Origin of the sequence: Corynebacterium sp. NML 120412 (genome assembly GCF_002285155.1) — a bacterium.
Classification (GTDB): domain Bacteria; phylum Actinomycetota; class Actinomycetes; order Mycobacteriales; family Mycobacteriaceae; genus Corynebacterium; species Corynebacterium gottingense.
In genome coordinates this window covers 225,629-232,433 of sequence record NZ_NSGL01000003.1, presented here as the reverse complement: position 1 = coordinate 232,433, position 6,805 = coordinate 225,629, and the positions used below count along the sequence as shown (strand labels likewise).

Annotated in this window: 3 protein-coding genes, 1 tRNA gene and 1 pseudogene; 2 read left to right on the top strand and 3 right to left on the bottom strand. The window is 62.9% G+C overall.

Translation table 11 applies throughout. The features are described 5' to 3' along the window. Window positions 1-126: 126 nt before the first annotated feature. Window positions 127-582, top strand: a pseudogene (locus CKJ84_RS09265) (arginase family protein); the annotation flags it as partial. Window positions 583-593: 11 nt separating this feature from the next. Here CKJ84_RS09265 and CKJ84_RS09260 read toward each other — a convergent pair. After that, the gene (locus CKJ84_RS09260; RefSeq protein ID WP_095279013.1) at window positions 594-2,042 is read right to left on the bottom strand and encodes a YjiH family protein; all 1,449 of its coding nucleotides are present in this window, start codon (window positions 2,040-2,042) and stop codon (window positions 594-596) included. A gap of 187 nt (window positions 2,043-2,229) precedes the next feature. On the opposite strand from CKJ84_RS09260, the gene CKJ84_RS09255 reads away from it, so the two are divergent. Continuing rightward, complete coding sequence (locus CKJ84_RS09255; protein WP_095546750.1) at window positions 2,230-3,867, top strand: sodium:alanine symporter family protein; 1,638 nt, start codon at window positions 2,230-2,232, stop codon at window positions 3,865-3,867. Between the two features lie 402 nt (window positions 3,868-4,269). Here CKJ84_RS09255 and CKJ84_RS09250 read toward each other — a convergent pair. Together CKJ84_RS09250 and CKJ84_RS09240 are read right to left on the bottom strand one after the other, a co-directional pair. Continuing rightward, window positions 4,270-4,346 (bottom strand) — tRNA-Asp (locus tag CKJ84_RS09250). A 467-nt stretch (window positions 4,347-4,813) separates the two neighbouring features. Beyond that, on the bottom strand, window positions 4,814-6,718 hold the full coding sequence (locus tag CKJ84_RS09240) for a VWA domain-containing protein (protein ID WP_158221691.1): 1,905 nt from the start codon (window positions 6,716-6,718) through the stop codon (window positions 4,814-4,816). Between the last annotated feature and the right edge of the window lie 87 nt (window positions 6,719-6,805).

Below are 6,805 nucleotides of genomic sequence, written 5' to 3'. Positions count from 1 at the left end.
TGAGCGAACCGGGCGGCGTGACCGCGATGATCACTCGCTTCGGCGCGCGCGTCACCGGCTCCGCGGGCAGGATCTCCCCGTGGGTTACGGATCCTGCCTTGCGCCGAAGGCCTGCTCGATCACCTCTCCGGCACGCCATTCAGACAGATCGCAGAGCTGGTGGGGGACGGCTTCGACTACTCCGTCTTCGGCATCTCGCGACCCAACAACACCAAGGTGCTCTTCGATACCGCCGAGCAGCTCGGCGTGACCACGGTGCTGGACACGGAACTGGCGGCAATGACGGTGCGCGAGGCCGCCGAGCGCGCCCTCGCCGCCGTGGAGGGGGACCTGCCGATCCACCTGTCCATTGACCTGGACGTGTTGCCGGCCGCCGTGGCGCCCGGGGTGTCCGCGCCCGCCGGGTTCGGGGTGGACTACGCCGCGTTGCGCGCGATGGTCGCCGCGGTAGCCTCCACCGGCCGGGTTGCGCTCCTGGACGTCGTGGAGCTCAACCCGGAGTTCGACGTGGATAACCGCACCGCAAAGGCCGCGGCGCGGTTGATAGATGACGCGGTGGTGGGGGCCACGGGGCGTCGATAAGCAAAAGGCCCCTAGAACAGCAGGTGGGCCACCGGCACCGTGATCAGCACGGTGAGCACGACGCGGATGAACCAGATGGCGATCATCTTCCCGATGTTGAGCGGGATGTCCGTGGCCAGCACCGCGGGCACCATCGCGGAGAAGAAGAAGATCTGGCTCACGCACACCACGGCGATGGTGAACTTGAGCACCATGTCGTCCGTGCCCGCGGTGAGCGTGGCCGGCAGGAACATCTCCGCAAGGCCCGTGGCGAGCGCGCCCGAGGTGGCCCACGGGTCCGGCAAGCGCAGTAGCCACACGATGGGGAAGAACACGACGCCCAGCGCCTTGAACACCGGCGTGTAAGTGGCCAGGACCAAGCCGATTGCGCCGACGGACATGATGCCCGGGGTGACCTGCACGGCCATGATGAGGCCGTCACGGAAGTTCACCCACAAGACCTTGTGCAGCGGCTCGGCGCGGTTGAGCTCCTTCTTCGCCTCGCGCCACGCGGCCTTGAATCGGTTGCCGGTAATTGGCTTCTCCGGGTGCGGGGTGGCGCCCGGCGCGTACTCCTCGGGGATGCGGGTAATCGGTGGGATGCGCACCACGATCGCGGTGACGATGAACGTGATGATGAAGGTGATGAAGAAGTACGCGTTCCAGTGCTCCATCATGTCCAGCGTCTTGGCCACGATGACCATGAAGGTCGCGGACACAGTGGAGAAGCCAGACGCGACGATCGCGGCCTCGCGGCCGTTGTAGCTGCCGTTTTTGTACATGCGGTCCGTGATGAGCAGGCCCAGCGAGTAGGAGCCGAGGAAGGACGCCACCGCGTCCACCGCGGACTTGCCGGGCGTGTGAAACACCGGGCGCATGATCGGCTGGACGAGCACGCCGATAAATTCCATCAGGCCGAATCCGACGAGCAGGCCGAGGAAGATCGCGCCGACCGGGATGAGCAGACCGACCGCGATGACGAGCTTGTCCAAGATGAACGGGCCGATGTCCGGGTTGAACAGCCAGGAGGGACCGAACCCGAAGGTGAGCATAGCGCACAGCACGATCGCCAGCACCGAAAGGAGGGCAAAGGCTGTGCGGGCGAAGTCCTCCTTCCACCTTCCCGTCACGAACTGGTAGACCGTGCCCACGATGATGGCCAGCAGCGCCAGGTAGTGGGTGCCATCGCCGAGGGTGCTGGTGATCCAGGTGACGATGTGATCTAGCAGGATTGTCGACTTTGAGCCACCCACGGAAAACGGGATGAAGAACGCGAACAGGCCGATCGCGCTGTAGACAAAGAAGCGCCAGACCGCCTTGGGCTTCGGGTCTGCGTCTGGGGTACCGGTTGCGTCTTGCTCGCTTGGTCCGTCGTCGCTCAGCCCCTCGATGAGCACGCTCGAGCCGGCGGGCAGGTCCTTGACCGGCCAGGCGGGGCTAAACCGGCGCCGCGAGTGCGGCTGCGGTGGGGTTGTCTCCATTGAAGTCCTTTCACGTTCTTCGAGATCGCACGGCGAGCCCGCCTCCGCGTAGTTTTCTACACCACAGATGACGCGCCTGAGTGATTGGCAATAATTTTTTCACGAAAGTGACCCACAGCACAACTCGATGGTTTAGATTCATGGGTACCGCACATTTACCCCAGGTCAACCCTGTAAGGAGGGCTCCATGGAAGGCTTTATTGACACCGTCAATAGCGTCATATGGTCAAACTGGCTCGTTTATCTCTGCCTCGGCGCGGGTGCCTATTTCACGCTCGCGACACTGTTTTTGCAGATCCGCTGCTTCCCCGACATGATCCGGCAGCTCAAATCCGGCGAGAGCTCGGACCAAGGCATTTCCTCGTTCCAGTCACTCATGATCTCCCTGGCCGGCCGCGTCGGCGTGGGCAACATCGCCGGCGTCGCCACCGCCATCGCATTCGGCGGCCCGGGCGCTGTGTTCTGGATGTGGCTGGTGGCGCTTTTGGGCTCAGCGACCTCGTTCATCGAGTGCTGCCTGGCACAGATTTACAAGGAAACGGACCGGGACACCGGCGAGTACCGCGGCGGCCCCGCCTACTACATTGAGAAGACCTACAAGCACACCGCCGCAAAGCCGTTCATGCTGGCCTACGCCATCATCTTCGCGGTCTGCATGCTCTTGGCAACCTCCTACTTCCTGCCCGGCATCCAGGCCAACGGTGTCGCGGCCGCCGTGGACAACGCCTGGGGCGTCAACGTGTGGATCTCCGCGACCATCATGGCGATCATGCTCGCGTTCATCATCATCGGCGGCGTCAAGCGCATCGCAACGTTCGCGTCGATGGTTGTGCCGTTCATGGCCGGCATTTACATCATCATTGCGATCGTGGTGCTGTTCGCCAACGCGTCACAGATCCCCGAGGTCTTTGGCACCATCGTCCGTGCGGCCTTTGACAAGGAAGCGGCGTTCTCCGGCATGCTGGGCGCGGCCATTATGTGGGGCGTGAAGCGTGGCATCTACTCCAACGAGGCCGGCCAGGGCACCGGCCCGCAATCCGCGGCAGCCGCCGAGGTCTCGCACCCTGCCAAGCAGGGCTTCGTCCAGGCCTTCGCCGTCTACGTGGACACGCTGTTCGTCTGCTCGGCCACCGCATTCATCATCATTTCCACCGACATGTACAAGGTCTTCGAGGGACAGTCCGAGGATGGGGCCGTGCTCTACGACGGCTCCCTGCCCGACGGCGTCGCTGTCGGCCCCGGCTTCGTCCAGGAAGGCCTGAACTCCATCGCGTCCGGGCTGGGGCCAGCGTTCATCGCCCTTGCCATCATGTTCTTCGCCTTCACCACGGTGCTGGCCTACTACTACATGGCGGAGACAAACTTCACGTACCTGAACCGCTGGGTGAAGAACGAGGCGGCCCGCAAGGCCATCATCTGGTTGCTGCGCGCCCTCATCATCATCGCCGTCTTCGTCGGGGCCACCACCACCCCGGGCACCGCCTGGGCGCTTGGCGACATCGGCGTCGGCGCCACCGCGTGGCTGAACATTGTGGCCATCATCTTCCTCCAGGTCCCCGCCCTGAAGTGCCTGTGGGACTACCGCCGCCAGAAGAAGGCCGGGCTGGACCCGCAGTTCGACCCCGAGGCGCTGGGCATCAAGAACGCCGACTTCTGGGTGGAGCGCAAGCAGCGCATGATCGAAGCCGGCACCTGGCCGGGTGTCGAGGGCAAGGTTGTCACCACCGCCGCGTCCTCGGCGACTACCGACGGTTCGACGGACGGCACCGCGAACGGCACTGGCTCTGGCTCTGGCACTGGCTCTGGCTCCACGATCGTCCGCTAGCACCGGTCTGCAGGACCCGTTCCGCGCGCCCGCTTAGGCGACAGCGAGTCCCGCACTGCTCCCGAACTCGTTCAGGGAACGGTGCGGGGCTTTTGCGTGCGCGAACGTCCTACTCGGCGCACGCTCTCGCTGCCCGTTGACGCTGCCGGCTCGCAGCACCACTGCAGCCCCCTGCCCGCACAGCCGATCCCCTTCCAAAACGCATTAGTTACACGGCACATTCCCCGCAAACAGCCAAATGTGCAGCCCTACCAATGCGTTTTAGAAATGACCTGCAGAGTCTCAACCCCACCCGCCTACGCCCGTTGCCCCGTTGCTCGTAAGCCTTAACCTCAGAAATGCAGCGGCACAGGTCCGAATAGCGAAAAGCCAATTCCCGCAGTTGGGATTTGGCTGTACGTTTGGCGCCCCTGACGGGAATTGAACTCGCGACCTCCGCCGTGACAGGGCAGCGCACTAACCAACTGCGCCACAGGTCCTTATTCTTCTATTGTGCTCTCTCGGGCTTCGTGCTCTCTTGGGCACGGATTACTACTTTCATGGCACCGGCAAAAGCAACATATCCGCACCTCAAGAGGTTTTCTCAGCGCCGAAGGTTGCTCACACTGACGTTATCCGTATGCCTTTCCCCGCCACCCAGGTCTGCCGCGTAATCGGCATGCCCGGCCGGTAAGCAAGGTTGATTGCGTTCTCCGCGTCAACGGAGCTTCCGCTTGCCGACGCCCGCGTCGCCGTCCCTGAAACCGTCGCCGTTTCCGTTGCGATCACGGGCTCCGCCCACATCAGCATGGCACGCAACAGCAAGCACGATTGCCGCCCCAGCGTGACCTCCCTTCGCGTGTGCGACATCGTTCAAGTCCTGCACACATTGTCACTGGCGTTACAAAACGCTCTCAAGGCGAAGGGGCATCTTCGCAACCGATGTCCTGTTATCTTGCGTGCAAATCTACTGCCAGTTGCCACGCTGCTTCCGCACGATGACAAACACCACGGCCGCGGCGATCAGCAGCAGCACCAGCAGACCACCCAGCAGCGTCGGCACCAGCCCAAAGCCGCCGTCCTGCTCGTCGCTCGCAGCGTTGACCTCTTCGTCACCGTCGCTCTCTTCCTGCGAAGCGGACGTCTCGGCAGTGCTATCCGCCGCATCAAACTTGATCGGCTCGTCCGAAGGCTCCGGCCCGTCCTCATGCGTCGGCGTCCAATCCGGGCCGCCGTTGCCAGGCTCGCCGTCGATGACCACCTCAAACTCGAAAGGCTGCTCTACGCCAGCGATGTCGTAGCCTTCATGCACCCACCCCATGCCAACCCAGATGTAGTACTCGCCGTGGTAAGGGGTATGGGTGCCGTGCCACACGTACTGGCTCAGCGTTTCCGCGTCGGATTCGGCTGCACCCATGAAGAAGTGCAACGGGGTGCGCACGAGCTCGTTGCGCATCGGATCATAGATGCCGAAGCCGAGGCTATCGGCGTTGTGCGCGACCGACTCCGGCGTTTTCACCTTCACCACCGGCCGCTGCCCATAAGCCACCGGGATCTTGAAGAACCTGAACTCGCCGGGAACGATGTTGTCGGAGTACGCACCCTCGGTGATCTCAACCGCATTGTTGAAACCCGTGCCGCCGGAAATTGGCTCGGGGTTCTTCATCGGCATCTCACCAAGGTAATCGCCAGCTTTGATAATTTTGCCGTCTGACCACTCAGTTTTCTCCTCATCGCTGGGAATAGGCTCATAGAACACACTGACCTCGAGCCCAATGTCCCCGGTGTCAACGCCCGTGACGTCGGAGATCTGCGTCTTGACCAGGATGTCGCTCATATCGCACTCCATGTCCGACTCTCCGTTGCGCTCTGCCGAGACAGTCGCAGAATCGATCCCGTAGTCCGGCCCACTAGAGACGAATGCAGTGCGCTTACCCGGAAACCAGCCGCACTCCTCGTCGCCCTCGTTGGTCACCTCGACCGGCTCAATCTTGAGGTGCCCGCCTTCCCACATACCGTCGGTCTGCCACACCGGTGTGAAGACCATGCGCGCGTGGTGGCGCGGAGGCACGGAAATGCGGAAGTACCGGTCCTTCGCGGTACCCCGGTCCGGGGTCACCGTGGTCTGGTACTGGCCTTCACCCAGCCACTTCGCGCCCTCTGGGGTGTCCGAGAACTCAAACTCTGTGCCGCCGGTCTCGTAGTTCTCCACACCTCGCTGGGCCAGAAACTTCAGCGACTGCGCCAGGCTGCTCGCATCGGCCGCCTCTAGGAACTGTCCGCCGCCTGCTTCCGCGATACACTCTAGCTCCGCACGAGCCTCCTCGTCCGCCTTGAAGCCGACCGTATGGATCGTCAGATCCACGCCCTGGCCCGCAAGCTCCTTGGCCACGTCACAGACTTCCGGCGGCGCGCAGGTATCAATGCCATCGGAGACCAAAATGATGGAGCGCTCCCCCTCGTCACCCAATTCTTCTGCGGCCTCGCGCAGCGCGTTGCCCATCGGTGTGTACCCCTTCGGCGTGAGCCCGTCGATAGCCGAGCTGAACTCCTGCTTATCCACCTCGCCGATTGGAACAAGGCGCTGAATGTCTCTGCAGCCCTTTTCCCTATTGTCAGGTGCGTTGGACTCCTGCGCACCATAGGCAAAAAAGCCCATCTGCGCAGTATCCGGCAGCGAATCAATCAGCTCATGGGTCGCCTTCTTCGCCGCGTCAATACGCGGCCCATCGGCATCCTCCTCAAGCATCGAAAACGAAGAATCCAAAATCAGCGCGGCTTTCGCGTCCGCCGAGCCTTCGCTTGCCGACGCCCGCACAGTCGAACTCGACAGCGTTCTCGTCTCCGTGCTCACCGCGGTGCTCGATTCCACGGGCCGATTCGTTGACGTTGCCGTCTCAGTCGCAAAAGCCGGTGCGACCCATATCAGCACGCACGCGGCGGCAAGTATCAGCACAGC